The 23,975-nt window shown below is 64.8% G+C and carries 21 protein-coding genes and 1 tRNA gene; 10 read left to right on the top strand and 12 right to left on the bottom strand.

Annotated elements, in window-relative coordinates; all coding sequences use genetic code 11:
- Positions 1–52: 52 nt before the first annotated feature.
- Positions 53–736 (top strand): cupin domain-containing protein, encoded by a 684-nt coding sequence (locus I2488_RS05670; RefSeq protein WP_246465513.1) that lies wholly within the window; start codon positions 53–55, stop codon positions 734–736.
- Here I2488_RS05670 and I2488_RS05665 read toward each other — a convergent pair.
- The 3 genes from I2488_RS05665 to I2488_RS05655 are packed head-to-tail and all read right to left on the bottom strand — an operon-like array spanning position 718 to position 4,449.
- A complete protein-coding gene (locus I2488_RS05665; protein ID WP_196274836.1) occupies positions 718–1,398 on the bottom strand; it encodes an SCO family protein in 681 nt (226 codons plus the stop codon). The two genes, I2488_RS05670 and I2488_RS05665, sit on opposite strands and share 19 nt — an antisense overlap.
- Positions 1,399–1,448: 50 nt before the next feature.
- Positions 1,449–2,978 (bottom strand): DUF4139 domain-containing protein, encoded by a 1,530-nt coding sequence (locus I2488_RS05660; RefSeq protein ID WP_196274835.1) that lies wholly within the window; start codon positions 2,976–2,978, stop codon positions 1,449–1,451.
- A gap of 7 nt (positions 2,979–2,985) precedes the next feature.
- Positions 2,986–4,449 carry a DUF4139 domain-containing protein gene (locus I2488_RS05655; RefSeq protein ID WP_196274834.1) on the bottom strand — a complete coding sequence of 488 codons (1,464 nt, stop codon included), beginning with the start codon at positions 4,447–4,449 and terminating at the stop codon, positions 2,986–2,988.
- Between the two features lie 103 nt (positions 4,450–4,552).
- On the opposite strand from I2488_RS05655, the gene I2488_RS05650 reads away from it, so the two are divergent.
- The gene (locus I2488_RS05650) at positions 4,553–6,307 is read left to right on the top strand and encodes a cation:proton antiporter domain-containing protein (protein ID WP_196274833.1); all 1,755 of its coding nucleotides are present in this window, start codon (positions 4,553–4,555) and stop codon (positions 6,305–6,307) included.
- Between the two features lie 9 nt (positions 6,308–6,316).
- Here the strand turns inward: I2488_RS05650 and I2488_RS05645 are convergent, their stop codons facing one another.
- Positions 6,317–7,219 (bottom strand): LysR substrate-binding domain-containing protein, encoded by a 903-nt coding sequence (locus I2488_RS05645; protein WP_196274832.1) that lies wholly within the window; start codon positions 7,217–7,219, stop codon positions 6,317–6,319.
- Positions 7,220–7,664: 445 nt separating this feature from the next.
- Here I2488_RS05645 and I2488_RS05640 point away from each other — a divergent pair, with 445 nt between their 5' ends.
- Complete coding sequence (locus tag I2488_RS05640) at positions 7,665–7,931, top strand: hypothetical protein (RefSeq protein ID WP_196274831.1); 267 nt, start codon at positions 7,665–7,667, stop codon at positions 7,929–7,931.
- Between the two features lie 2 nt (positions 7,932–7,933).
- Here the strand turns inward: I2488_RS05640 and I2488_RS05635 are convergent, their stop codons facing one another.
- Positions 7,934–8,800 carry a LysR substrate-binding domain-containing protein gene (locus I2488_RS05635; protein ID WP_196274830.1) on the bottom strand — a complete coding sequence of 289 codons (867 nt, stop codon included), beginning with the start codon at positions 8,798–8,800 and terminating at the stop codon, positions 7,934–7,936.
- A gap of 100 nt (positions 8,801–8,900) precedes the next feature.
- Between I2488_RS05635 and I2488_RS05630 the strand changes: the two genes are divergently transcribed.
- From I2488_RS05630 to I2488_RS05605, 6 genes are all read left to right on the top strand, one after another.
- Entirely contained in the window at positions 8,901–10,295 is a 1,395-nt protein-coding gene (locus tag I2488_RS05630; protein WP_196274829.1) for a proton-conducting transporter transmembrane domain-containing protein, read from the top strand.
- A gap of 4 nt (positions 10,296–10,299) precedes the next feature.
- Positions 10,300–12,846: a DUF2309 domain-containing protein gene (locus I2488_RS05625; protein WP_196274828.1), complete on the top strand. Its 2,547-nt coding sequence runs from the start codon at positions 10,300–10,302 to the stop codon at positions 12,844–12,846.
- A gap of 68 nt (positions 12,847–12,914) precedes the next feature.
- Positions 12,915–13,325 (top strand): hypothetical protein, encoded by a 411-nt coding sequence (locus I2488_RS05620; RefSeq protein ID WP_196274827.1) that lies wholly within the window; start codon positions 12,915–12,917, stop codon positions 13,323–13,325.
- A gap of 59 nt (positions 13,326–13,384) precedes the next feature.
- Positions 13,385–15,367: a TonB-dependent receptor family protein gene (locus tag I2488_RS05615; protein ID WP_196274826.1), complete on the top strand. Its 1,983-nt coding sequence runs from the start codon at positions 13,385–13,387 to the stop codon at positions 15,365–15,367.
- Positions 15,368–15,474: 107 nt separating this feature from the next.
- Positions 15,475–15,550: transfer RNA gene (locus I2488_RS05610), tRNA-Val, on the top strand.
- An 83-nt stretch (positions 15,551–15,633) separates the two neighbouring features.
- Entirely contained in the window at positions 15,634–16,302 is a 669-nt protein-coding gene (locus I2488_RS05605) for an extensin family protein (RefSeq protein WP_196274825.1), read from the top strand.
- 70 nt (positions 16,303–16,372) lie between these two features.
- Here I2488_RS05605 and I2488_RS05600 read toward each other — a convergent pair whose 3' ends face one another.
- The 7 genes from I2488_RS05600 to I2488_RS05570 all read right to left on the bottom strand — a co-directional run bounded on the left by I2488_RS05600 (position 16,373) and on the right by I2488_RS05570 (position 22,629).
- Positions 16,373–16,993 carry a response regulator transcription factor gene (locus tag I2488_RS05600; RefSeq protein ID WP_196274824.1) on the bottom strand — a complete coding sequence of 207 codons (621 nt, stop codon included), beginning with the start codon at positions 16,991–16,993 and terminating at the stop codon, positions 16,373–16,375.
- A 269-nt stretch (positions 16,994–17,262) separates the two neighbouring features.
- Positions 17,263–18,012 (bottom strand): proteasome-type protease, encoded by a 750-nt coding sequence (locus I2488_RS05595; protein ID WP_196274823.1) that lies wholly within the window; start codon positions 18,010–18,012, stop codon positions 17,263–17,265.
- A gap of 37 nt (positions 18,013–18,049) precedes the next feature.
- The gene (locus I2488_RS05590; RefSeq protein WP_196274822.1) at positions 18,050–18,862 is read right to left on the bottom strand and encodes a transglutaminase family protein; all 813 of its coding nucleotides are present in this window, start codon (positions 18,860–18,862) and stop codon (positions 18,050–18,052) included.
- Between the two features lie 6 nt (positions 18,863–18,868).
- Entirely contained in the window at positions 18,869–19,816 is a 948-nt protein-coding gene (locus I2488_RS05585) for an alpha-E domain-containing protein (RefSeq protein WP_196274821.1), read from the bottom strand.
- A gap of 1 nt (position 19,817) precedes the next feature.
- The gene (locus tag I2488_RS05580; protein WP_196274820.1) at positions 19,818–21,251 is read right to left on the bottom strand and encodes a circularly permuted type 2 ATP-grasp protein; all 1,434 of its coding nucleotides are present in this window, start codon (positions 21,249–21,251) and stop codon (positions 19,818–19,820) included.
- 170 nt (positions 21,252–21,421) lie between these two features.
- Positions 21,422–22,150 (bottom strand): COG3904 family protein, encoded by a 729-nt coding sequence (locus I2488_RS05575; RefSeq protein WP_196274819.1) that lies wholly within the window; start codon positions 22,148–22,150, stop codon positions 21,422–21,424.
- Between the two features lie 11 nt (positions 22,151–22,161).
- The gene (locus I2488_RS05570) at positions 22,162–22,629 is read right to left on the bottom strand and encodes a glycine zipper 2TM domain-containing protein (RefSeq protein WP_196274818.1); all 468 of its coding nucleotides are present in this window, start codon (positions 22,627–22,629) and stop codon (positions 22,162–22,164) included.
- Between the two features lie 280 nt (positions 22,630–22,909).
- Between I2488_RS05570 and I2488_RS19780 the strand changes: the two genes are divergently transcribed.
- On the top strand, positions 22,910–23,911 hold the full coding sequence (locus tag I2488_RS19780) for an SEL1-like repeat protein (protein WP_196274817.1): 1,002 nt from the start codon (positions 22,910–22,912) through the stop codon (positions 23,909–23,911).
- The last annotated feature ends 64 nt before the right edge of the window (positions 23,912–23,975 follow it).

The following is a 23,975-nucleotide window of genomic DNA, read 5'->3' as shown; positions in this document are numbered from 1 at the left end:
CTGATCCAGGGCATGTATGAACGCGATAACCGGCATCCGAACCTTCCACGACTTGCGCGAATTTGCCGCTGCGAATCCCTCCCCTGCGGGCTCAGAACCGCAGGCCTGGACGGCGAACCGGATCGATCTTCCATTGCCTGAAGGAGCGGTCACGGTCGGGGTGTTGCGTCTCGCAGGCAGCGGCACCCAAGTCCCGCAGACCGCGGACGAATTCGTCCATGTCCTGACCGGCAGCCTTGAACTCACCGGGGAAGGCAAGGTCGTTCAGGTACCGGAAGGGGCAAGTTGCGTGCTCCCCGCCGGACGAGCGTTCGATTGGTCGGCGCAGACGGGGACGACGGTGGTAACGATGACCTGCGCCGGGCCGGCTTCGGAAGCAGCTGGCATTACGCCTGTCGATTTGTCTGCGCCGCTTGCTCCCTCCGGCGCTCCTCTGGCCGAATTGCTCGTCGGACCGACGCCTTCATGCCGGAACTTCACCGACTTCAGGTCCGCGAACGGCGAGTTCGTCTGCGGCACCTGGGATTCGAGCCCGTACCATCGCCTTCCGATGCGCTATGGGCACCACGAGCTGATGCACCTACTCGAAGGCGCGGTGACGTTCGTCGATGAAGCGGGGCGCGAGAAAACCTTCCGCAAGGGTGACGTATTCCTGGTGGAGCAAGGCGCCAGCTGCTCGTGGGAAAGCACGGTTCACGTCAAGAAGGTTTATGCGATCTACCGACCCGCAGCCTGATCCGTAGTTCTGGCAGGTGCAGCCGACGCTGCCGCGCGGGGGGCGGCGCCCACCGCCTCTTGCAGCTTGCGCAAGGCCGTGCGGTCATCGTCTTCGGGGATGATGGCATCCGAAAAGTCCCCGTTCCGGTTATAGATGAACGCACTGGTCGTGTGCTCTATCCGGGCCTCCTTGCCTTCCTGTTCGATAACCTGAACGAACACGCCCGCATTGTCAGTCACCCGATGGATGACATCCGCGGGTCCTGTAAGGGCGATGATCTGAACGTTCAGGGCCTTGACGAACGCCGCGAGGCGCTCGGGCGTATCACGCTCGGGGTCGACCGTGATGAACAGGATCGGCAACTGTTCAGCCGACAATCCCATGTCCTTGCGCAGCCGGGCCAGGCGCAGGAGCATGGCGGGGCAACGATCAGGGCACGAGGCATAGCCGAAGTAAGTCAGATAGGGTCGTCTCTTCAGGCTGGCCCGATCGAACAGCTGCCTGTTCTGGTCAATCAGCCTGTATCGGCCAGAGCTGTCAAAGCCGGCCCTCGGCGTCTCCCTGTCGACCAGTCTGCCGGTTGCAAAATACCCTGCGATGAGAGCGAAAGCCAGCAAGGCCGAAAGCAGGACAACTCTTCGCATCTTTCCCGTTTTCTTGCCGCACTGCTCGCTTCTCATGGCACCCTGATAACGTTTGCGAGGGCACCCGTCAGGAAGCTTTGTCCCGTTTAGTCCGATTTAACTATCCTGTAAGTGAGCGACGTCATAGCCGATGGACGTACCTCGGTTGTCCAGATGAAGCGGCCATTCCGGCGACCCAGCTTCTGGCGCGACAGGCCCTGTACTCTCGAAGCGCTGTCTGCAGCGATGCGCGCTTCGAAGCGTATCGGCACCGGACGGGCGTTGCGCACCGTAAGGCGTATCGTCTGCGAGCGGTCGTCCGAGCCTACCTGTTCGGCATCGACACTGACCTGCGTCGCGGCCCCCAGCATGATCTCGACGTCATCACCCACTGCCCGGTCTGTGACGCCGCCTTCGCCCGATAGCATCATCGCTGCCCCGTAAGGCTCGAAAACCGAGACAGGTCCGCCGGGTAAAGGCAGGCCAAGCCCCTCTTCCTTGCGGTTGCGCGTACGCAGCATCTGACGCACTTCGCCGGTGCCGCCTTCGAAAACCTCGGCGCGATAAAGCGCCTCCATCTTCACGGCCTGCTTGTGCGCCAGCGCGACCTGCTTCTGGGCGTTGGCGGCAACCGTCACCGGAACCGGAACGCGATAGAGCTTGAGATCGCCCAGCCCTTCCTGCTGGACCATTACCGGAGCGTTCATCGGTGCCGCACGCTGGGCCGTCACCACAATATCAGCCATCTCCATCGCAGGAGGCGGCGCTGGCAATGCCATCACTGGCGATGGGGGCAGGTCCAACGCAGGAGCGGCAACGGGAGAAAGCGAACACTGCAACTCCAGCTCTCCACCCGTTGGCCTGGTACCGCGCCCGGCGTCCTCGCGGCGAACCTCACCGGCAATCAGCGCCGTTTCGGCGTCGGCAAAACTCGTGGAATCGCTGCTTGCAAGGGTAGCCCATGCCGAAAGCTCGGCAGTCCGTCCGTCCGGAGCCATCCGCACGACATAGTTTGCCTGCCAATCGAACCCCCAGGCAAGGTAGGACAACGAAATGGTCGCGGTCTGAGCAACCGGGCTTTCCGTCTCGATCGACAGGGTCGGGCGGGCGGAGAGGTCCTTCGGCGCCTCCGGGTAGAGAATTTCGTCCTCCAGCCCGCCGCAATTCGCCACCTCGAAACCGGACGCCGTCTGCACGATCGCCGCTCCATCGGGGCCAGACCGGATCACGGCACGCTCTTCGCGCACCTTGTCCGTGGCAAGGTCGGTACGTCGCAGGATGACCGGCCGGCCGAACATGCGCGCATAGAGACTGCGCGGCGAAAGCAGGTCGGCATCGAGGTTCTTCTCGTGCACGCCGGAAGGCAGGCCGGTCACGATCGCGCTTTCCGGAAACAGTCCCGCCGCCACTCCTTCGAACCGCACGGTCGCCTTGCCGGCCGGTATCTGGACGGTGCGCTTTTCGGTGATCAGCGCGTAGCCCTGCAACCAGTCCAGTTCCATCGCCTGATCGGTGTCACGATCGGGCGCGCGATACACGCTCACCGCCACGTTCTCTGGGCCGGGCGAGACGACAATGCCCTGCCCCAGCACCGGCGCGCCGGACAGGAGCAGGGACAGGGCGGCAAGGCGGCGCACTGAAGGCTCAGTACCGGGTGTCGAACTGTACGGTCAGCGTCGCTTCGCCATTGGCGGGCACCGGCACGGCCCAGATCCGCTCGTCGACGGAGCGCTGCTCTCCCTTGATGCTTTCGGAGGGCACGCGCGTATCGTGCCGCCAGTTGTCGAGCCCGCCCTGCACGACCTCGACCGTCACCGGCACCGCCTTGGCATTGGTCACCTTGTAGCTCATCGTTGTGCGCCAGAAGACCTTCTCGGTCTCCACCGTGACCTCGCTCGGCGCCTTGCCCGGCGCGGTCACGCGATAGCGGACGGACTTCTCCCATTCGCCGCTGTCGATCCGCTCACGCTTTTCCAGCACGGGCTGAACCTTCACGTCGAAAGCCTCGCCGGTCTTCAGCGCAAGACTGGAGCCCATCGGGGTGTGCCCGATGGCATTCTCGCCGATGAACTGTGGCTGCCCGCGCGCATCGCGCATGTAGACGCGCACCGTACCGGCCGGCAGTGCATCGCCCAGCCCGGCCTCGCGCGAGGTTGAGAAACGCAGCACGGTATCGGCACTTTGCGGTTCGGTCTGGCTGGAAAGCCAGCCGTTGCGGAAATGGTAGGCCTTGGTTGCCGGAGCACCGCCCACGTCGAGGAAGCTGACCTGCTTCTGCTGGGCATTGGCCACTGTCGTCCGGCCCGCGATGGGATAGACATAGAAATCGCCGAGGCTCTCGCGATTGGCACTCTCGATCCCCGGCCGGTTACCCGGCAGGCGGGGAGGCTGGGCCCGATAGCCGCCGTTGTAACCGGTGTTGCCATCGCCCACTGCACCGGCGACCAGCAGCACCTTCGCCTTGTCAAACGTGGTCCCGCTGTTGTTGGTCAGGGTAATCCACCCCTGCACGTCGATCTTGCCCGCCGTCTCGTCGAAAAGGGCAACATAATCGGCCTTCCAGCCGAACCCGCGCGAGAGGTAGCTGAGCGAGACGGGCCGCGTCCCCGGTGCCGTGGTATCGAGCGTCACCGAAAGCGTCGGCCGGGCGCGAAGGCCCGGAGGCAAGCTGGAGAACAGCACGCGTGCGCCATAGTTCTGGAGCACCTCGATATGATCGCCAACCCGCACGATCGTGCCGCCGTTGTTGGCGAGGATTGTCGCGGTCTCGCGCTTGTCGTCTGCGCCCCGGATCAATGTGACCGTCTGCCCCACCGCCTTGTCCATCAGCTTTTCCGGGGTCAGCAGGTCATAGTCGAAGTTCTGCTCGACGATCCCGGTCCCGCCGGCATTCAGCGTCACCGTCTCGGGCCGGATCGCAGCCGATACGTCAGGAAACTCCTGACGGTGCCGTCCCAGAGGCAGCGACATCTGTCGCACGTCCTGCACCAGTGCCAGATCGTTGTTGTAGATCGTCAGCGAAACGTCGCCTTGCGCACTGGTCGGAACAGTCTGCGCAACAGCCAATGCCGGAGCCGCAACTCCCAGAAGACCAAAAACCTCGCGCATCTGCCCCTCCATCGTTTCACCGATGGCTAGACTGTCCCCGACGCCAGATCAACGCAGGCTGAACGGCGGTTGCGGTGCTGCGTCAGCGGCCTAAAGAAGAGGCATGGCAGAACATTCCTCCATGCTCCGCGATGGCTTCCTGCTGCTTGGCTTCGCACTGGCCTTCGTGCTGGTGTTTCGACGGCTCGGGCTCGGGGCCACCTTGGGCTATCTGCTGGCAGGCGCCGTCGTCGGCCCGCAAATACTGAACCTTGTCGGAGACGCGGAACAGAAGCTTGGCATTGCCGAACTGGGCATCACGCTCCTGCTGTTCCTCGTCGGACTGGAACTGAACCCCTCGCGCCTGTGGAAGATGAAGCGCGACATCCTCGGGCTGGGTCTGCTTCAGGTAACCGCATGCGGAATTGCCATTGCCAGCATGATCCTTGCCGTGACCGACTTCACCTGGGAAGCGGCTCTGGCCCTCGGCATGCCGCTCGCGCTGTCCTCGACCGCCCAGGTGCTGCCGATGCTGCAATCCTCGGGCCGCCTGCGCACGCCGTTTGGCGAACGGGCCTTTGCCATCCTGCTGTTCCAGGACCTCTCGATCATTCCGATGATCACGATCATCACCGCGATGAGCCGCAATCCCGTCGATGCCGGAGGACCTCCCGGCTGGCTGATGGTTCTCTATACCATTGCGGCCATCGTCGGCCTTATTGCCGCAGGTCGTTATGTAATCCGCCCGCTGTTCCGCCTGATCGGCAATCTGGGCGAGCGCGAGATGTTCGTCGTTGCCGCGCTGTTCACCGTCATGGCCTCCGCCGCGGTCATGGAACTGCTTGGCCTGTCGACGGCACTGGGCGCCTTCGTTGCCGGCGTCATGCTGGCTGACAGCCCCTATCGCCACGAGCTCGAGGCCGACGTCGAACCTTTCCGTTCGATCCTGCTGGGCCTGTTCTTCCTCGCCGTCGGCATGATGCTGAACCTTCACGCCATTGCCGAACGCCCGCTGTTCGTTGCGGGGATGGCGGCCGGACTGATCGTGATAAAGGCGGCGATCATCTTCGGCATCGGCCGTGTTTTCGGCATGCCCTGGCGCGGCGCCCTCGCCCTTGGCCTGCTGCTCAGCCAAGGCGGCGAATTCGGCTTTGTCCTCTTCGCGCAGGCGCAAAACGCGCTCCTCATCGCGCCTGACGCCGCCAGCCTGTTCGGGGCGGTGGTCACCCTGTCGATGGCAACCACGCCGTTCCTGATGATGGCAACCGCCAACTTCCGCCGCGAGGCAGAGAATGCGCCAGCCGGGGAACGCGAAGGTCCGCAACCCGATGGATCGAATGCGGTCGTCGTCGGCTTCGGTCGTTTTGGCCAAGGCGTCACCCAGATGCTGCTCGCAAGCAATATCCCGGTCACCATGGTCGATACCGACATTGAGATGATCGACGTCGCGGCGACCTTTGGTGCCAAGGTATACTTCGGCGATGGCACCAGGCTTGACCTGCTGCGCCAGGCCGGCGCTGCCGAAGCCGAGATGATCTTCTTCTGCATGGACGGCGATCAGGTCACCCCGGATCTGGTCGAGGCCGTCCACGAAGCTTTCCCCCGCGCAGCCCTCTACGTGCGCGCCTACGATCGCCGCGCTCTTATCCGCTTGCGCGGCACGCCGGTCAGCGCGGTGGTTCGCGAGGTGATGGAATCTGCCGTGAAGATGGCGCGTGTCGCGCTTGCCGATGCCGGTCTATCGGCGGAAGAGATCGCGCGCGCCGAAGACATGTTCCGCGCCAGCGATCGCGAACGCCTCAAGCTCCAGATAGAAGCAGGCGACGTGCGGGTCGCACGCGACCGGATCATCACCGAACCGCAAGGTCCCCACACCTGAGTCAGGACCCTAGGCGAGCAGCTTTCCGGCTTCGTCACGGATGCGCTCAGCCAGCGTGTGATAGTCGTCCGCGCTTGCCGATTTGGCGCGCCACGCCGCCACGATCGACCTGCTGCACTGCCAGTTGGTCACGGGCAAGCGCACCACGAGGGCATCGCCACCCACTTCGGAGCGCAGGTAAAGTTCGGGCAGGATGGCAAGGCCGACCCCGCTTCCCACCATCTGGTGAATGCTGTCGAGGCTGGTCCCCTCGTAGTCCAGCAGCATCTCCGCGCCCAGTTCGGCGCAGGCGCGCTGAACCTGCTGGTGGTAATGATGGCGGGGATCCATTGTGAGGAAACGCTCGCCCGCCAGATCGCTCCGATCGATGTGCGAATGCCCGGCAAGGTGGTGGCTTTGCGATGCGACCACGCTCATCGGTTCATCGAACAACGGAAGAACCTCAAGGTCCTCGCCGATGACCGGCCCCGGTCCTACCATGAGGTCGATGCGGCCTGACACCAGATCGCGCGCCTGTTCTGCGGGTATGCCTTCGCGAATGTAGAAGCGAAGATCGCTCTGCTCGGCATTGAGCGCACCGATCAGGGCCGGAAGCAGGTAAGGGCCCAGGGTCGGCGTGATGCCCAGCCGGACGATGCCGGAGGGCTGCTTGCGGGCTCGCGCTGCAACCGCGCGAATATCGCGAATCTCCCGCAACACCCGGCGCGCCCGCTCCGCAATCTCGCGCCCTACCGGGGTCAGTTCGATGCCTTGCGATGCGCGATCGATCAGGGTGGTGCCAAGACGATCTTCCAAGGCACGTAACTGATGGCTCAAGGTCGGTTGCGAAATGTTGCACGATTGGGCCGCCCTGCCGAAATGACGCAGTTCGGCAACGGCCAGGAAATACTCAAGCTGTCGGACCGTAGGCATCCCACCCCCGATAGATTCCTTCTATCGGATTATCCCCTTTCTTTCGATTGGACGCAATGCCTCTCGTTCGCCATCCTGGCATGGCAAGGCAAAAGAGGATGCCCCGCTGACGGTCGATCTCCGACAGTTTGCACACGGACCCCTCTCGCAAAACTGCCCGACCGTCCCTTGATGCCTTGCCGGGGGCGACGCACCGCCAGTCCGCGTCGCCCCCAAGAGTTTCGAACGGGCCTTCCGCCACCCACCCGGCGCAAGGCACGCCATTGCCGCTCTGGCCCGCTTACCGGAAGCGCTGCGCCGACGACGATGGAGCACTGGCGGCGCGCTGCAGCACCCTGGCACGGCGCGCCGTCAGACAAATCCGGGCTATCCCGCCCAGACCGCGAGGTCATGCGTCATGTTGAAAATGCTTGCTGCAATCGTGCTGACGACCGGAGCACCGGAAATGGCTCAGAACCATCACGCCTTCCGCCTACCCGGCCCGGACACGATCACATTGCCAAAGCAACAGCGCTGCTCTGCTGGCCGCGAACTGACAGTCTGCGCCCCGCAGGGTGACGGCCCGCGCCTGACCGGCCACGTGACGGAAACCGCGCCGCCCAGGCATCACACCGTGCTACGGATCGCCCCGTCACGGTGCGCCAATCCGGTCGAAGACGGCCTCAGGTGCGTCCGGCCTACTGCTCTGGCGCGAGTCAACCTCGGCGACTGATCTCAGGCCCCCCGCTCAAGCGCGGCAATGATGTGCTGTGCCAGCAGGTGCGCGGTATCGGAAAGGCCCGGCGCTTCGAGCAAGGCGATCTCGGTATCGTAAAGGGGCGGAAGCCCGACGTCTTCTCCGGCGGTCGCAAGCCCTGATGGCACCATCTCGAGCGGCAGCACGGTAATGCCAAGTCCGGCGCGAACGGCGGAAAGGCTCCCGGCAAGGCTGGTCGAGGTATAGGCGACGCGCCAGGGGCGGCCCATCGCATCCAGCGCCTCGGTCGCGCGCTTGCGATAGACACAGGGCTCCGGCGACACCACCAAGGGGACCCGCGCGAAATCCGCCGCTGACTGCCTGTCCCGCGCAACCCAGACCAGCGGTTCACGCCACACCCGCACGCCGTCCTGACGCTCCTGTGTCGGCTGCCGCTTGATCAGCACCAGATCGAAAGCGCCGGCGTGAAACCGCTCGATCAGGTTCAGCGTCAGATCGCAGGTCACTTCAAGTTCGACGAGCGGGTGCGCCTCGGTGAACGCCGACAGCACCGAGGGCAGATGCGCCGTCGCGAAATCCTCGGGAACTCCGACGCGCACCGAGCCTGCAATGTCAGGTTCGAACATCTCGGCCATTGTCGCATCGTTGAGGCGCAGGATTTGCCGGGCAGGCCCGATCAGGCGCGAACCGTCGGCCGTCATCGACAGGCTTCGCGGGCTGCGCTGGAACAAGGTACGCCCGACCTGCTCCTCAAGCCGCTTCAATTGCAGCGAAATGGCGGACTGCGTCCTGCCGAGTCGCTCGCCAGCGCGCGTGAAGCTGCCGGTGTCGGCAATCGTCACGAAGCAGCGCAACAGATCGATGTCGAGATTCCGTAAGGCCATGGGATCGCTTTATCATTTACATTTGCAATCTTCAACATTTCAGAAATTCGTTTCCCAAATCATCGATCCTGCTGCACCTGCGAACTGAAGGAGGCACCCGATGAACGCGATCACCATGACGACAAACACGGCCACAGGAACCCGCGGCTGGCGCGCCAGCATCGCCGACGTGCCCGTCCTGGCGCTCGGCGCACTGCTTGCGGTGGCCATTGCTACGGGCAATGCCAGTGTCACCGCCGCAGGAGCGGCGCTGTCCGCGCTCAGCCTGCTGGTCACGATCGTGGTTCTCGCGTTCTCCCGTCGCCAGCTCCGTGCCGATCCGCGCAGCGCTTCGTTCGCCCGCCTTGCGACGGGCCTTGCCATCGCGACCGTGCTCATGGGCCTGGCTGCCGACGCGCTCCTGCTCGCTGCTGCCTGGATTGTGTCCGGTCGGCTCATGGCGGGCCTGATCGGACACGTCGGTGAATGGAGCGAGGCGCGCGATGCTGCCCGCCGCGCCAACATCGCCTTCACGGTCGGCGACATCGCCCTGGTTGTGGCCGTTGGTTCGCTTGCATCGATCGCCGGATCTACCGACATCGCCGCGATCAAGGCTGCGTTGCCCGCCATGCCTGCGCTGGAAACGACGGTTGCGGCGTTCCTGCTGGTCATCGCAGCGCTCGCCCGCTGCGCCATCCCGCCGTTCTCGAACTGGCTGATGCGCTCGCTCGCGGCGCCGACGCCGGTCTCCGCCCTGATGCATGCCGGCTTCGTCAACGCGGGCGGCTTCCTGCTGATCCAGTTCGCTCCGGTCCTCGAAGCCTCGCTGAATGCCCGCTACGCTCTCTTCGCCACCGGGATCGTCGCCGCGCTGGTCGGCAGTGCCATCATGCTGGTCCGTGCCGACATCAAGGGTTCGCTGGCCGCTTCCACGGTTGGCCAAATGGGCTTCATGCTGCTGACAGTCGCACTGGGAGCCTACCCCGCCGCGCTGTGGCACATGATTGCGCATGGCCTGTTCAAGGCCTGGTTGTTCCTCGGTTCGGCCGGCACGATCTCTTCCGCGCCCACCCGCGCAAAGGGCCTCTCGCAACCCTGGCCAGCCCTGATCGCTCTTGCCACGATCATCGGCGGTATCGCGCTGATCCAGACCGAACAGGCGCACGCGCTGCTCCCGGTCTGCCTTGCCCTCACTGCCTTGCTCAGCGCCTTGGCAGTGGCGCTGCGCGCGCTGCCTCGCGGACCGCTTGGCGCCGCCGTAGCGCTGGCTCCGATCGTGCTGATCGCCATCAATGCGGCTGCGCTTGCTTTCATGACCGCGGTGCAGCCCGGTGCTGCCCAGCCCCTGATCTCCCCCTACGGCCAGATCGCCATCCTCTCGCTGTTCCTCGCCGGCTGGGTCTGGCAGCAGCGGATCGTCAGTGGCCAGCAGGCCCTCCCCCCTGCGCTGTTCGCCCGCATGATCCACGCGGGCAACGCGCTCACCTCCTCGACCAACGCCAACGCGAAGGACTGATGCCATGAACATCGCAACTGCAGTGCGCGCAGCGGAAACCGGCGTACCCGCAAGTCTCCAGGAAGAGCGTCAGGAACTCCAGGCGCTGGTCGATATCGCCGGGCAGACGGTTGCCCCCCTCTGGCCCCTCGACAGCGCAATCGCCGTGAACCCCCTCTCGGGCTTCGAGGATCTTCCCTTCGAGGACGCGGTGCCCCAAGCGGCGGAACTGTTCGGTGCACGAGCCTCGCTGTCGTTGGTCCAGTGGCGCAGCCTCAAGGCCGAGGGGCGGATCGAGGATGTTGCCTTCCGCAGAGCCGTGGTCAACGCGCTGGGCGGGATCGACAGCGCGTTTGAATCGCTCGGCCCCGATCTGAACGCCTACAACCTGCTCGTTGCCCGGCTGGTCGAGCTTCCCACGGAAGACACTCCGGCGTCTCGGAACGAACTCGATGCGCCCCACGCCGTCCTTGCGCGCTATCTTGCCGCGTTCTTTGACCGCAATGCTGCGCTGCGCCTGCCCGGCCGGGAACTCGGCCTCTATCACAGCGTGAGCGCGGCGCTCCGCCACGATCCAGCTTTGGTTCGCGCGGGCGACACCACGGCAGCCGCCTGGCTTGCAAACGCCCCGGCCGAGCCGCTGGAGATGCTGCTCTTTGCCGCGCGCCGGGATGGCGTCTCGCGCGATCGGCGCCTGCCCTGGCTGCGCAGCCTTGTCGCATCACTGCCGGGCTGGGCAGCGCACCTGCGCTGGCGGGCTGAGCACGGAGGTCCTTCGGCAAGCGCTGGCGCACCCGCAACCATGATCGAGCTGATGGCGCTGATCGCTCTGGTGCAGGGCAGCGTCCGCAGCGGACCGCAGGCCCTCGCCGGCGCCGCGGACGCTATCGGCCAAGTCGAACAGGCCCTCCTGTCCTACTTCGGCCTGCCCGCCACTGCACCCTCGGCGTGGTCCGATCAGGCCCGTGACGCCCTGCGGCGCGTGGCCAGCATGTCGCTGGCAGAGCTGGGCCTCGTTTTCCAGGAAGCCGCCGAAGCGAGCTTCCTCGGACAGTTCGCACCACAGCTCGAAGGCGCCTCGGCACGTCTGACCGCACCTGCCCGGGCACCTGCAGCCGAGGCTCAGGCCGTATTCTGCATCGATGTCCGTTCGGAACCGATGCGTCGCGCACTCGAGGCACAGGGCCGCTACGAGACCCTCGGCTACGCCGGCTTCTTCGGCTTGCCGATCGCCATCAACCCCGCGTGCGAAGCGCCCACCCGCAACCAGCTGCCCGTGTTGCTCTCCCCGGCCCACGTCGTTGCCGAACGCGCCGCGCAGGGGCGCGAAGCCGAAGCGGATGCCTTGCTCGATCGTCACGCCGCCCTCGCCGATGCACGTGCGATCCTCGACACCACGAAGAGCGGCGCCACCGGCTTTGCCACTGCCGAGGCGGCGGGGCCACTTGCAGCCGTTGCGCTGCTGGCCCGGACGCTGGCTCCGCGCCTCACCGATGCCTTGCGCAAGCGCCTCGTCGGCGAACGGGGGCACGTGCTCACGCCAAGCGCCTGCAACGACCATGGACATGGCGCAGGCGCGATCCCGCTCGAGCAGCGCGTCGCCTATGCCAAGGGCATGTTCGCCCTCACCGGCCTTTCGCACGAGACCGCCCGCCTCGTCGCGCTGGTTGGCCATGGCGGCTGCACCACGAACAATGCCTTCGCCGCAAGCCTCGATTGCGGTGCCTGCGGTGGTCACCCCGGTGGACCCAACGCCCGGCTCATGGCGGCCATCCTGAATGACAGCGAAGTCCGCGCAGGCCTTGCCGAACAGGGCATCGCCATTCCGGACGACAGCTGGTTCATCGCCGCACAGCACGACACCACGCGCGACGAGATCGAGATCTTCGACCGCCAGCTGGTTCCGGCAAGCCATACCGACGATCTGGCGAAGTTCACGCTGGCCTTGCAGCGTGCCGGCGCCCAGTGCCGCGAAGAACGCGCCATGCGCCTCGGTCGCACCCCCGAAGACCTGCTCACCGGCGCTGCCCACTGGGGCGAAGTGCGCCCCGAATGGGGCCTTTCGGGCAACGCCGCCTTCATCGTCGGCCCGCGCGCCCTCACTGCCGACATCGACCTTGGCGGCAGCGCCTTCTTGCACAGCTACGACTGGAAGAAGGACGAAGACGGCAGCGCGCTCACCGGCATCATGACCGCACCGATGATCGTCGCGCAGTGGATCAACTGCCAGTACCTGTTCTCCACCATCGACAACGAGGTGTTCGGCGCGGGCGACAAGACCACGCAGAACGTCATCGGCGGCTTCGGTGTGGTTCAGGGCAGCGGCGGTGACCTCTGCGTCGGCCTGCCGCGCCAGTCGCTGTTCCGCGACGACGGCACGCCCTACCACACGCCGCGCCGCCTCGCGGTGATCATCGAGGCCCCGCTGCAGCGCGTGCAGGACATCGTGCTCGCCCACGATGTCGTCGGTCGCCTTGTCGAGAACGGCTGGATCAACCTCGTCGTGATCGATCCCTGGAAGCACAAGGCGCACCACTGGGTCCGCGGCGAGTGGGCAGCCCGCCCCTGCTGAAAGCTGCCTGCTGAAAACCAGATGAAAACCCATGACAGCGCCCGCTCCTGGCCCTAGGGGCGGGCGCCATGAGGGGCCTGCGCGCATTCCTGCTGCATAATCGCCGTCTGGCCGTGCTGCTGGTCATGCTCGCGCTCGCCATGAAAGCGCTGGTCCCGCCGGGCTACATGGTCGGCACCTCCTCGCGCGCGCTCACCATCCTTGTCTGCGCCGACAGCACCGGCGCACGCTCGGCAGTGCAGGTCACCATCCCGCAAGGCTCCAAGGAAACAGCCGCCAAGGACCACAAACCCTGCACCTTCGCAGGCCACGGCGCCGCTGCGCTGGGCGGTGCCGACCCGATCCAGCTCGCGCTCGCGCTGGCCTTCGTGCTGGCACTGGGCTTCCTTGCGGTCGAAGCGCCCCACCTTGCCGCCGCGCGCCGCATCCTCCCCCCGCCCTGCGGCCCTCCTCACGAAATCGCCACCTCGATAGCCTGACCGTACCGGTCACCCTGCCCGTCGTCTGATCACAGACGCGATCGAAAGCGATTTCCCGAATGACTACCCGCATCCTCGCCGTGGCCCCGTGGGCCATGGCCTTCTCGCTCGCCACTGCCGCCCACGCCGAAGACACCGCAGCCGACAGCGCCGCCATCATCGTCATCGGCCAGAACGATGCCAGCGTTGCCGAACAGCAAGCCGCGCAAACTCCCGGCGGCACCGATGTCGTCACCTACGAGGACTACGCCGACCGCACCGTCGTTTCGCTGCGCGATGCCCTCGCCTTCTCGCCCGGCGTCTATACCCAGCCGCGCTTCGGGCAGGAGGTGCGCATCTCGATCCGTGGCTCCGGCCTGTCGCGCAGCTTCCACATGCGCGGGTTGACGCTGCTGCAGGACGGCGTGCCGATCAACCTTGCCGACGACAACGGCGACTTTCAGGAACTTGAACCGATCTTCCTCGATCATCTCGAAGTCTATCGCGGCGCCAATGCCCTGCGCTTCGGCTCGGGCACGCTCGGCGGCGCAATCAATGGCGTAACGCCCCGAGGCGACGAGGCTCATGGCATCTATGCAAGGCTCGATGCCGGCTCTTTCGATTTCCTGCGCGGCCTCGTCTCCGCAGGCTTCGGTGACGCGCAGGCCAACGCCTGGGCCGCGATCAGCGCCGACCGTCATGACGGAGACCGCCAGCACGCCAGCCGCCGCTCGCTCCGCTTCAATGGCAATGTCGGCCTCGCTCTGGGCGAAACCATTACCACCCGTTTCTACGCCACCGCCAGCACCATCCGGCAGGACCTCCCCGGCGCGCTGACGTTGACTGATGCTCTGAGCACCCCGCGCAAGGGCAACTTCACCGGCGATCAGGCACGCAACATCGACTCCCTGCGTCTGCAGAACCGCACCACCTTCGATCTCGGAACGCTGCACCTCACGGTCGGCGGCTTCTACAACATCAAGCAGCTCGACCATCCGATCTTCATGGTCATCGATCAGAAGTCCGAAGATCGCGGCCTGTTCGCCCGCGCCGAATGGGAAATCGGCATCGTCTCGCTCACTCTTGGCGGCGAATCCCGCTGGGGCACCACCCGTGCCCGCCAGTTCGTCAACCAGAATGGCAAGCGCGGCGCGCTGGTCTTCCGCGCCGAGCAACGCGCCCGCACCTCGAACCTCTATGGCGAAGTCCGTGTCTCACCCGCCGAAACCCTCACCCTGATCGTAGGCGGCATCTATGCCAACGGCACGCGCCAGCAGGATCGCGAACTGCCATCAGGCGTCACCGGCCGCGCCAGTTTCGATGCCTTCTCGCCTCGCTTCGGCCTGCTCTGGCGTCCCGCACCGGACGTGCAGGTATACGCCAACTACAGCCGCTCTGCCGAATTCCCCACGTTCGTCGAACTCGCCCAGCAGGCCGCCTTCGTCCCAGTCCGCCCACAGCGCGCATGGACGGCGGAAGTCGGCACGCGCGGCAAGCTCGGCAGACTCGAATGGGACCTCTCGGCCTATCGCGCCGATCTCACCGGAGAGATGCTGCAATACACCCCCGACGCCAACGTCGGCATTCCCGCCGCCACCTTCAACGCCGGGAAAACGCGCCATCAGGGCATCGAAGCCGCGCTGTCATGGCAACCGGCGGAGTGGCTGCGCCTGCGCCAGATCTGGCAATACTCGGACTTCCGCTTCCGCGCCGACGTGCAGTTCGCCAACAACCGCCTGCCCGTCATCCCGCGCCACGTCCTGCGCAGCGAATTGCGCCTCGGCACCGATGCCCTGCACCTCGCGCCCAGCCTCGAATGGGTCCCGCAAGGCGCCTTCGCCGATTACCGCAACACCGTGCGCGCACCTGGCTATGCCCTGCTCGGCCTCAGCGCCGGAGCCTCGGTCACCAAGGACCTCGACCTCTTCGCCGACATGCGCAACCTGACCGGCAAGAAGGCGGTCGGAGACATCGCCGCCGTCATCGCCGCCAACGGCTCCTCGGCAATCTACTACCCCGTCGAACGCCGCGCGATCTACGCAGGACTTCGCGCAAGGTTCTGACCTGGCATGCAGAACCGGGCGGTGGCGGATCAGGTCCGCCACCGCCTCACATCTCGCCCATTGACCTCCACCGCAATTCCGCGCAATAGCGCCCCACCTCGCAAGAGGGGCGCTTAGCTCAGTTGGTAGAGCATCTCGTTTACACCGAGAGGGTCGGCGGTTCGAGCCCGTCAGCGCCCACCATTCCCCCCAGCGCGAATCCCCGGTTCGACAGGCCGTGCCTATGCGTGCTGTCCAAGGCTTGCGAATGCCGGTATCATCCCACCATGGTCCGGCGCGTTCTCATCGCCCTATCGCTGACCGCTTCGCTCGCCGGGTGCATCGGTTCGCCCGAACTGCCGGAGCGCAAGCCTTCTCGCGGCAGTACCGGCGCATCGCTCAGCCAGTCGCCCCAGACCCGCGCCTGCCTCGCCAACCTTGGTGCGGCGCAAGCCCGCTTCACCCCACTGGCCGACCAGTACTACGGTGCAGGATGCTCCACGCTCGGCACAGTCCGGCTTGAATCCCTCCGGGCCGATGATGGCCTGCTCAACATCACCAACCTCGGCCCCCTCTCCTGCCCGGCAGCCACGGCGCTGCAAGGGTGGGCTCGTTTCGGCGTGGACCGGGCCGCCCGCCAGATCCTCGGCAGCCCGTTGCAGCGGATCGAGACGATGGGCAGCTATTCCTGCCGCAACGTCGCCGGCACCAGCCGCTTGTCGGCCCACGCCACCGCCAACGCGATCGACATCGCCGCCTTCCGCCTTGCCGACGGTCGCCGCATCAGCATCGCGGGCGACTGGAACTCGCCATCGCCGCAGGTCCGCGCCTTCCTGCGCACCATCCGCGACAGCGCCTGCAAGCGCTTCGGCACGGTCCTCACGCCGGACTACAACACCGCCCACCGCGATCACCTCCACCTCGAACCTGGCGGTCTCAAGGCATTCTGTCGCTGACCGCCGCGCAAGAGCAAAGGGCGGAGGATGCCCCCCGCCCTTCGCGTTCGGTCAATCGTGGGAGGCTGCCTCAAGCGGCCACGTCGTCCAGCCCGGTCGCCTCGATTCGCAATCGCACCGCTTCGGCAGCGTGGCGTGCGCCGAGCTTGCCCATCATCTTCATGCGGTGGATTTCCACTGTGCGCGGACTGATATCCAGTTCACGCGCGATTGCCTTGTTGCTCTGCCCCTCGGCCAGGCGGTCGAGCACTTCGCGTTCGCGCAGCGAGAGCCGTGCGATCCTTTGCCGTGCTTCGGCCGCACGCGCCCGCTGCGCCCGATAGGAGTCCGCCTCGCGGCTTGCCCTGGCGACAGCTTCGTTCAGCGGACCGATCTGCGTCGGCAGCGCGAGGTAATCGAGGGCGCCTGCCTTGATCGCGCGGACCACGGCGGCGGTCTGCGGCGGATCGGAGATGGCGATGACCGGCAGCCAGTGGCCCGCCTGCATCATCTGTCCGATCAGGCGGGGAATACCCTCGCCCACGGGATGGTCCTGTGCCAGCACAAGGCCGCTGGATGGCGCATGCGCCAGCAGCTCCTCGGCATTGGCATAGATCTCGGCATGGTGGCCCGCGGCAAAGGCGAGACGAGCCAGCTGTGCCCGGCGGGCGGAGTCCTCATCGAGGATGTGGAGTGTGACACGATCAACCATGCGGCGCATTAAGCGCCTGATTTTGCGGCATGGCCACGCGGGTTAGCTTCGTAATGAACCAGAACTGAAGAACATCGGCCCGACGTAAAGGATTTTCCTTAGGATGATCGCTTCCGGAACGGACCATTTAGGACGACGTTAACCACGCAATGTGATGCGCATCACCAAATTCTTCGGGGCTTTTGCCTCGGCTGCCTACTGCTTGTAAGCACATTGCAAGGTCCCGGTTAACCCGAAACCGGAAACTCGAATCGGCCTGCGCGAATCGCTCAGCCCTCGCCTTCGCCGAAGGAGTAGTCCGGCAGCGAGTGGAACGCCTGCCGCAGCGCCTCGCTCCAGCTTGACGAGATCGACTTGAAGTAGGGATCGCTCGCCAGGATGCGGCGCTGGTGCAACGGCTCGAAGCGGTCACGCTCCATCACCAGCAGGTCGAACGGCAGCCCGACCGACAGGTTCGCCGCGACGGTGGAATCGAACGAGACCATCAGCAGCTTCACAGCATCCTCGAAGCTCATCGTCCGGTCATAGCCGCGCAGCAGGATCGGGCGGCCATACTTGGTCTCGCCGATCTGGAAGAACGGTGTGTCGAAGCTCGCCTCGATGAAGTTCCCTTCCGGGTAGATCATGAACAGGCGCGGTTCCATGTCGCGGATCTGCCCGGCAACGATCATCGAAGCGGTAAAGCGCGGACCTTCGGACTGCATGCCGCCGTCCTGCCGTCCCTCGATCACGTTGCGCAGCAGCGTGCCGACCTGCGTCGCCACCTGGAACATCGTCGGCGCCTCGAGGATCGACGGACGCCGGTCGCTCGGCGCCTTGTTGCGCTCTTCCAGTTGCGAGATCACCGCCTGGGTCGTGGCAAGATTGCCTGCGGTCATGATCGTGATCTGCCGCTCGCCCGGCACCGACCAGTGATGCATCTTGCGGAACACCGATATGTTGTCGACGCCCGAATTGGTGCGGGTGTCGCTCATCATCACGAGGCCCTTGTCGAGCACCATCCCCACGCAATACGTCATAACCCAGCCCCGATCGTAATCTCAGTCAGCCCGCGGCCTATTGTTCCACACGCTGCTGTTCCACGGCAAGCTTCACATGCATGGTTTCGTCACGAGCGCCATAACGTATACCGGTGATGGGGGCGGCATCCTGATAGTCGCGACCTGTCGCCACGCGGACATAGCGGGCATCCGGGCTGATGCCGTTGGAAATGTCGAAGCCGACCCAGCCCAGCCCTTCTACATGCGCCTCCGCCCAGGCATGGCCCGCATCCTGATCGACGCGATCGTCCATCATCAGGTAGCCGCTGACATAGCGCGCCGGTATGCCCAGCGACCGCGCCGCAGCGATGAACACGTGCGCATGGTCCTGACAGACGCCGCGTCCCGCACCCAGCACGCCTTCAGCAGTGGTTGCCGCATCGGTATGGCCGGTGGCATATTCCACGCGCTCGCGGATCAGTGCCGACAGCCCGTGCAGCGTGGCCAGCGTGTTGCCATCCTGCGGCAGCGCGGCCAGCAGCGACCGCGTCCGCGCCCCCGCCTTGGTCAGGTCGGTCGGCTCAAGAAACTGCCACATCGGCACGAAGCCCGAATGCTTGCCCATGATCCCGGCTTCGTCGTTGGTTGCGACCAGCCCCTCGCAGCGGATCGTCACTTCCTGCACGCCCGGATCGAACGAGATCAGTGCCACGTGATTGCAATGCGCATCGTCGTACTCGCACTGCAGCTGCGCGCCCTCGAAGTGCATGTTCCATTCGAGCACGCGCTGCCCCGCCGATGTCTTGGGCTTGAGCCGCAGGCGCTGCAGACCATGGCTCACCGGGCCCGAGAACACGTAATGCGTGGTATGATCGATGGCGAGACGCATGGAGTCCTAGTCGATGAAGCGGTAATCGCGCTGGATCTGCAGCGCCAGCGTGGTGTTGTTGCGGATGAACGTGCCGATGAATTCGTGCAGGCCCTGCTCGAAGATCGCATCGATCGTCGCCTGATGGAACTGGCAATCGGCATCGCGCAGGATCTCGTGGCTGTGCATCTCCCCGCCGTACTCGCGCGCCAGACTGGCGAGGTTCGACCGCAGCTTTGAATAGCAGAACGCCAGACTGCGCGGGAAACGCCCGTCGAGGATCAGGAACTCGGCAATCCCGCGCGGGTCCATCCGGCCCGCATTGAGCCAGCGATAGGCACGCTCGCCCGCGACCGAGCGCAGCACGTTCTCCCACTGCACGTTGTCGAGGCTTGACCCGACATAGGAGATCGACGGCAGCAACACGTAGTACTTCACGTCAAGGATGCGCGCGGTGTTGTCCGCCCGCTCGATGAAGCTGCCCAGCCGTGCGAAATTGTAGATCTCGTTGCGCAGCATGGTGCCTTCCATGGCGCCGCGCACTTGCGTCGACTGCCGCCGCACCAGGTCAAGCACGTCGCCCAGCCGCGTTTCAGTGACAGGCCGCGCCAGCGCCTCCTTCAGCTTCATCCAGCCGTCGTTGACCGATTCCCAAACCTCGCGGGTGATGCCGCCGCGCACCATGCGTGCGTTGGTGCGCGCCATCTCGGTCATCGCCAGCACGCTGCCGGGGTTGTCCTTGTCGCGCAGAATGTAGTTGAACACATGCGCGCCGGTGTACTCCAGCCCGTAGCGCGCCTCATAGCCCGGACGCAGCCCCAGCGTCACGATCAGCGAGCGCCACTCGTCCGAGGCGTCGGCAGCATCGCGGGTCAGCGCCATGCGGAACCCGGCCTCGATCAGGCGCGAGATATTCTCCGCCCGTTCGAGGTAGCGGAACAGCCAGAAAATGCCGTTTGCAGACCGTCCCAACATATCAGTCGTCCAGTACCCAGCTGTCCTTGGTCCCGCCGCCCTGCGACGAGTTGACCACAAGCGACCCCTTCTTCAGCGCCACCCGCGTCAATCCGCCCGGCGTGATGTCGATCCCGTTGGGGCTGACCAGCACGAAGGGCCGCAAGTCCACGTGACGCGGCGCCAAGCCCGCCTTGGTGAGGATCGGCACCGTCGAGAGCGAAAGCGTCGGCTGCGCGATGTAGTTCTCGGGCTTGGCGCGCAGCTTGGCCTCGAACGCCGCCAGTTCCTTGCGCGAAGAGGTCGGCCCGATCAGCATGCCGTAGCCGCCCGAACCGTGGACTTCCTTGACCACCAGCTCGGCCAGATTGTCGAGCACGTACTTCAGCGATTCCGGCTCGGCACAGCGCCAGGTCGGCACGTTCTGCAGAATCGGCTTCTCGCCGGTGTAGAACTCGACGATCTCGGGCATGAACGAATAGATCGCCTTGTCGTCGCAGATCCCAGTCCCCGGCGCGTTGGCAATGGTGATCCCGCCCGCGCGATAGACGTCCATGATGCCCGAAACGCCCAGCACCGAATTGGGATTGAACGTCAGTGGATCGAGGTATTCGTCGTCCACCCGGCGATAGAGCACGTCGATCGGTGTATAGCCGCGCGTGGTACGCATCGCGATGCGCCCGTTCTCCACCCGCAGGTCGCTGCCTTCGACAAGCTCTGCGCCCATCTGGTCGGCGAGGAAAGCGTGCTCGAAATAGGCCGAATTGTAGATTCCCGGTGTCAGCACCGCGACGACCGGTTTCTTCCCATCGCAAGCCGGCGGCGCGCAGGCGGCAAGGCTGCGGGCAAGGCGGCGGGGATAGTCCGAAACCTCGCGCACCCGCACGCGGGTGAACAGTTCGGGGAACATCGCCATCATCGTCTCGCGGTTCTCCAGCATGTAGGAGACCCCGGACGGGGTGCGGGCGTTGTCTTCCAGCACCATGAAGTCGTCCTCGCCGGTGCGGACAAGGTCGATGCCGACGATGTGGGTATAGACCCCGCCCGGCGGCGTGAAGCCGACCATCTCGGGCAGGAACGCAACGTTGCCCTTCAGCAGTCGCGCCGGAAGTCTGCCCGAACGGACGATTTCCTGCCGATGGTAAAGGTCGTGCAGAAAGGCATTGAGCGCCCGCACCCGCTGCTCGATCCCTCGGGAGAGCTTGCGCCATTGCTGCGCGGTAATGATCCGCGGCACCATGTCGAAAGGAATGAGGCGCTCTTCGGCGTCCTCGTTTCCGTAAACGTTGAAGGTAATGCCGGTGCGGCGGAAGAAGGCTTCGGCTTCGCTGCCCTTGCGCCTCAGCAAGTCAGGCGCTTGTTCGTCATACCACTGGCAATATCCAGCGTAGGCTGACCGCACCGAGCCATCGGAATTGAGCATCTCGTCATACGACGAGGGCGATGTTGTTTTCATAGGCACATCCCGTCTGTACCCAAGCTTGCACAACGAATCCGCTTTGCCAAGCGTCGATGCTGCACCTGCGAAATAAAGTTTCAGCGCCGCTCCGGCCGACTATTTGCTGGACAATGCTCATGCCGTGGTGCGCATCGCGCTCATCCCGCACCGCCGCTTCGGACAAGCATTCACTCGGAGTTGACCACGTTGTATCGCCGCAGGCCATCGCGCGTCAGATAGCAGATGCCAGTCTGCTGCTGTCCGAACATGCCCGTCAGAAACTCCAGCGAGGCAGACATTTCAACAAGGTAGCGCGCGAGTTGCCCAGCGAGCATCGCGGTTGACTGTTCGTTGGCCATGAGGTCGGCCTGGATCTGCTCCACCGCCACCTTGCGCCCTTTTGCCTTCTCGAGCTTGCTGAACTTGGTGACGAGATCGCCGAACTCGGCGAAGGCATCGTTCAGGTCGAAGAAGCGCGAAAACATGTGGATGCCGTAATGTCCGTCCGGATCGACTTGGCGGATCGCTCCGCCGAGAAAGGCAAGCGTACACGAGCTTTCGCAGAGGAACCGCGAAGGCACGCGCACCAGAAGTCCCCGCCTGCGCAACTCGCGGCCCATGGCGAGCCCGCCGACGACCGCACCACCCGGCGAGTTGAGCCAGACTTCCTCGACCTCGGGATTTGCCGAAAGGGCGGAGGCAAGCCTTGGACCGGCATCGGCGTTCACCGCCCCCGCAATCAGAAGAATCTTCCTGCCCTCGCGCGACAGCGGGACGAAAAGAGTGGTCTTGCTGTAGTATTCCTTGGCCTGCGGCACCGATCCAGCGTCAGGTCCGCAGAACACGTTCTGCGCCGTGGCCTGCGTCGGCAACAGGGCCAGCCCGGCAAGCAGCGCCCCCAACCATTTGCCTCGCATCAAGCCAATCCTCAGGCCATTTCCCAGGCGGTGCTTGGCGGAACGCGGCAATAGGTCGGCGTATCGTGGATTTCCTCGCCGTTGACGTAGTTTACGCGCGTGACCGCACGGCACTGCTTGCCATCGGACGTCATCTTGGCCGGTTCTGCCGTCACCGTGCCGCTCACGCCCTCGCGCGTCTCGCTCACCCAGGTCCCCGAGGTCTGCTTCGTCGGCGAACCTTCAAGTGCCGACTTCGTGGCATCGGCAACCTTCTGTTGCTCGCACTTGTCCAGCGAGGCACCGATCTTGCTGCCGATGAATGCGCCGGCCAAGCCACCAATCAGCGTCCCCGGCGTGCGATCGCCTTTGCTGTCGATGCTGCGGCCAAGCAGTCCGCCCAGTATGCCGCCCACTACCGCGCCGACAACTTTGCCGGTCTTGGCGTCACAGCGCTTTGACTGAGCGCTGACCGGCGCCGAAACACCACCAACTCCCACGACTACGAAGCAGCACAAGACGAGCGACAATATCCAGCGCCGGAACATATCTTTCCCCCCGAGTTACAGAATCGTAATAATACGTGCATTTGATTCGATTAAAGTAAGGTGCCATGTTGCCCTTGGCATTTGAAGCTCTTTCCTGGGCAATAGGGCAAGAAGATGTATGCTTTTGAAAAGGGCTATTAATTTCATTCCGATCAGCCTTCTGGCCATTACTGCCGGGAACGCATCGGATCTTCGGGCGCAGCCTTCTTCGTCATCGAACCAGTGCCAGACTGTGCGCAAGTTCAAGGGCAACCAGTCCGTCGAGACCGTGCTTTGTCGCGGCGCCGATGGTGTCCTGCGCGAACAGGCGCGGGAAATCGGAGCCAGTGGCAACGCTTTCCGTGGTCGGCTGCAGTATGCCGGTCGGTTTAATGGCACTGCCCAGCCGGTGACGCGGCAGAACAACGTCTCGCTTTCCCTGCAAAGCCTGCTCCGCAACGCCCTGCGCGAGGGATCGCGAACCACCCAGGTCAGTGGAGACATGACTCTCTCGCTAGACGTGACAGGCCAGAGCGCGCGCGGGACGGTTACCCTGCGAGGGACCCGGACACAAAGCTGGGCCATTTCCGGCAATGTCTCTGCCGGGCATTGCGTCCTTGCCGACAGCACCGAAACCCTTGTGCTGGATGGCACCTGCGGCACCGGAGGCTTTGGCGGCACCTTGACCATCGATCCCGAGCGAGGGACCCGCTACCGCCTCAAGATCGAGGCGCAACTGACCCGCAAGGAGGATTTCGACACGCGCGATCTGGCCAGCGCGGCCGAACGCCAGAGGAACGAGGAGCAGGCGGCAGCCGAACGGATCCGGGCCGAGCAATGGTACAAGGAAAAGCTGAACCTTGCCGACGCGGGCGATGTCGAAGCGATGTACACGCTGGCCGAAGCCTTCGACGGCAAGATCAGATGGACCCGCATTGCCCGGAACCCGGAACAGCGCCTGCTGTGGTTGAGCCGCGCGTCACAGCGCAACCACCCTTTTGCCACCTACAAACTCGCCTTCGCCTATTCCGAGGGCGATGGCGTCACCCAGGACTTCACCAGGGCGATGTCGTTGTTCCGCCGTTGCGGCGAAATGAAGGGCGAAGTCGGCCCCTATTGCCTCGACAGCCTCGGGGTCATGTACTGGAACGGCGAGGGCGTACCGCAGAACCGGGCGGCTGCGCGCCAGATCTGGCAGCGCTGTGCAAGAACGAACTCCAGTTGCGCCGACCGGTTGCGCAACGCGGCCAACTGATGCCGTGATGCAGCCTGCAAGTTCTCCCTTGCTTCCCGAGCTATGGAGTGAGATTTAATCGCTC

Source organism: Novosphingobium jiangmenense, from assembly GCF_015694345.1.
Taxonomy (GTDB): domain Bacteria; phylum Pseudomonadota; class Alphaproteobacteria; order Sphingomonadales; family Sphingomonadaceae; genus Novosphingobium; species Novosphingobium jiangmenense.
The sequence above is the reverse complement of the archived record's forward strand: the minus strand, read 5'-3'. Positions and strand labels throughout refer to the sequence as shown.

Coding starts and splice junctions, on each gene's coding strand:
- I2488_RS05645 (WP_196274832.1), bottom strand. CDS start 7,219: ATGCCTACGGTCCGACAGCTTGAGTATTTCCTGGCCGTTGCCGAACTG.
- I2488_RS05590 (WP_196274822.1), bottom strand. CDS start 18,862: ATGCGTCTCGCCATCGATCATACCACGCATTACGTGTTCTCGGGCCCG.
- I2488_RS05615 (WP_196274826.1), top strand. CDS start 13,385: ATGACTACCCGCATCCTCGCCGTGGCCCCGTGGGCCATGGCCTTCTCG.
- I2488_RS05640 (WP_196274831.1), top strand. CDS start 7,665: ATGGCTCAGAACCATCACGCCTTCCGCCTACCCGGCCCGGACACGATC.
- I2488_RS05625 (WP_196274828.1), top strand. CDS start 10,300: ATGAACATCGCAACTGCAGTGCGCGCAGCGGAAACCGGCGTACCCGCA.
- I2488_RS05600 (WP_196274824.1), bottom strand. CDS start 16,993: ATGGTTGATCGTGTCACACTCCACATCCTCGATGAGGACTCCGCCCGC.
- I2488_RS05650 (WP_196274833.1), top strand. CDS start 4,553: ATGGCAGAACATTCCTCCATGCTCCGCGATGGCTTCCTGCTGCTTGGC.
- I2488_RS05580 (WP_196274820.1), bottom strand. CDS start 21,251: ATGAAAACAACATCGCCCTCGTCGTATGACGAGATGCTCAATTCCGAT.
- I2488_RS05665 (WP_196274836.1), bottom strand. CDS start 1,398: ATGAGAAGCGAGCAGTGCGGCAAGAAAACGGGAAAGATGCGAAGAGTT.
- I2488_RS05605 (WP_196274825.1), top strand. CDS start 15,634: ATGGTCCGGCGCGTTCTCATCGCCCTATCGCTGACCGCTTCGCTCGCC.
- I2488_RS05585 (WP_196274821.1), bottom strand. CDS start 19,816: ATGTTGGGACGGTCTGCAAACGGCATTTTCTGGCTGTTCCGCTACCTC.
- I2488_RS05655 (WP_196274834.1), bottom strand. CDS start 4,449: ATGCGCGAGGTTTTTGGTCTTCTGGGAGTTGCGGCTCCGGCATTGGCT.
- I2488_RS05630 (WP_196274829.1), top strand. CDS start 8,901: ATGAACGCGATCACCATGACGACAAACACGGCCACAGGAACCCGCGGC.
- I2488_RS05575 (WP_196274819.1), bottom strand. CDS start 22,150: ATGCGAGGCAAATGGTTGGGGGCGCTGCTTGCCGGGCTGGCCCTGTTG.
- I2488_RS05635 (WP_196274830.1), bottom strand. CDS start 8,800: ATGGCCTTACGGAATCTCGACATCGATCTGTTGCGCTGCTTCGTGACG.
- I2488_RS05620 (WP_196274827.1), top strand. CDS start 12,915: ATGAGGGGCCTGCGCGCATTCCTGCTGCATAATCGCCGTCTGGCCGTG.
- I2488_RS05595 (WP_196274823.1), bottom strand. CDS start 18,012: ATGACGTATTGCGTGGGGATGGTGCTCGACAAGGGCCTCGTGATGATG.